This window comes from Aquidulcibacter sp. (genome assembly GCF_049239865.1).
Lineage (GTDB): Bacteria > Pseudomonadota > Alphaproteobacteria > Caulobacterales > Aquidulcibacteraceae > Aquidulcibacter.
This window is the reverse complement of the sequence record NZ_JBMLTR010000204.1, coordinates 1-1,595: the sequence shown is the minus strand read 5'-3', so window position 1 is coordinate 1,595 and position 1,595 is coordinate 1. Positions and strand designations below refer to the sequence as shown.

Below are 1,595 nucleotides of genomic sequence, written 5' to 3'. Positions count from 1 at the left end.
CAAAATGCATCAGGCCTTCATTATTAAAGCCCATGCGATTGATCACGGCTTGATCCTCGACCAAGCGGAACAGGCGCGGCTTGGGATTTCCCGCCTGCGGGCGCGGCGTGACGGTCCCACACTCCACAAAGCCAAAGCCTGCCGCCAACATGGCGTCGGGTACTTCGGCATTCTTATCAAAACCGGCAGCAAGGCCGATCCGATTGGGCAAGGTGAGGCCTGCCAGCTGCACGCTATCTTCCGGGCGGTCTGGCTTGGCCTTTGGGCCAAACCCTGTTTTCAGCCCGGCAATGGTGGCTTGATGGGCGGTCTCGGCTGGCAGGGCGCGTAAAGCTTCCGTGGCCTTGGCATAAAGGTCGATCATGGAAAGCTCACAGGCAAGTCGTGGCTGCCGTCGGCCAGCAAGGGCAAGGCTATGACTTCTTGCACCACGGACATCGGAATGGGGCCGTAAATGTGCGGGAACAAGGCCCCGCCGCGCGAAGCCTCCCACACCACAGTGTCGCCCAATTGTGTGAGGCCTATAGTCGCCAAGATCAGATCGGGCTGATCTTTGAACCACATCGTCAAGGTCGCCCGGACTTGGTTGCGCGCAGAGAGGTGGATGAAGCCATCGGTTACATCGAGCGCAGAGCCCGTATAGACGCCCGCACTCTGAGCTTTTGCCCAAGCGCTGCGTGTCTCAATCTTATAAGCAAGTGAATTCATGGCCGTGACTTAATGGCAAAAGCGGGAGAGTCGACCCCTGCCTGTCACTTTCGGACGAACAATGGCAGATTAGGCTGCTTCCAACAGGCTTTGGAACACCAAGGCGCCATCGGCACTGCCCAATTCGGCTTCAAACGCACGGTCCGGGTGGGGCATCATGCCAAGGATGCGGCCGGTTGGGTCCACAATGCCGGCAATGCGGCGCAGCGAGCCATTGATCTCTTCCTTATAGCGGAAGGCGACGCGGTTTTCTTGCTCCAGCTCGTCGAGCACGGCGTCTTCGGCAAAGTAATTGCCTTCGCCATTGCCAACGGTCATCACCGCTTCTGAGCGGTTGCCAAAGGCGCGGGTGAAGGGGGTGGCCGCATTGGTGACTTCGAGCGCCACAGGCTTGCAGACATATTTCAAGCTGGCATTGCGCAAAAGCGCGCCGGGCAGAAGGCCCGTCTCACACAAGACTTGGAAGCCATTGCAAATGCCAAGAACGGGCACACCTGCTTTGGCCGCATCCACCACCGCGCGGGTGACTGGCGACAAAGCCGCCATCGCGCCACAGCGCAGATAATCGCCATAAGAAAAGCCACCGGGCAAAACGATCAGGTCCAAGCCCTCTGGCAGGCTGGTTTCCTTGTGCCAAACCATAGAAACTTGCGCATCGACCCTGCGCTCCAAAGCGACTTTGCAATCGCGGTCACAATTCGATCCGGGGTAGATGATGACGGCAGCTTTCATAGGTTCGACCTACGCGGTTTTGCCTCCAAGGTGAAGACCAATGGGCCACCTCCTGCAGCCATTGTGCAACCGCCCTGCAGAAAAAAGCGTATCAATGGCTAAGAATAGGTTAGGAGTGACCATGATTTCGCGCAGAAGCCTTGTAATTGGAAGTG

General features: G+C 57.8%; 2 protein-coding genes and 1 pseudogene. All 3 read right to left on the bottom strand.

Annotated features, from left to right (window positions below; translation table 11 throughout):
* Positions 1-364 (bottom strand): annotated as a pseudogene (locus ACOVRA_RS14215) (dihydroorotate dehydrogenase (quinone)); the annotation flags it as partial.
* Positions 361-708: a DUF952 domain-containing protein gene (locus tag ACOVRA_RS14210; RefSeq protein ID WP_421720868.1), complete on the bottom strand. Its 348-nt coding sequence runs from the start codon at positions 706-708 to the stop codon at positions 361-363. The gene ACOVRA_RS14210 and the pseudogene ACOVRA_RS14215, both read right to left, overlap by 4 nt.
* Positions 709-777: 69 nt before the next feature.
* Positions 778-1,440 carry a phosphoribosylformylglycinamidine synthase subunit PurQ gene (gene purQ / locus ACOVRA_RS14205; RefSeq protein WP_421720867.1) on the bottom strand — a complete coding sequence of 221 codons (663 nt, stop codon included), beginning with the start codon at positions 1,438-1,440 and terminating at the stop codon, positions 778-780.
* Between the last annotated feature and the right edge of the window lie 155 nt (positions 1,441-1,595).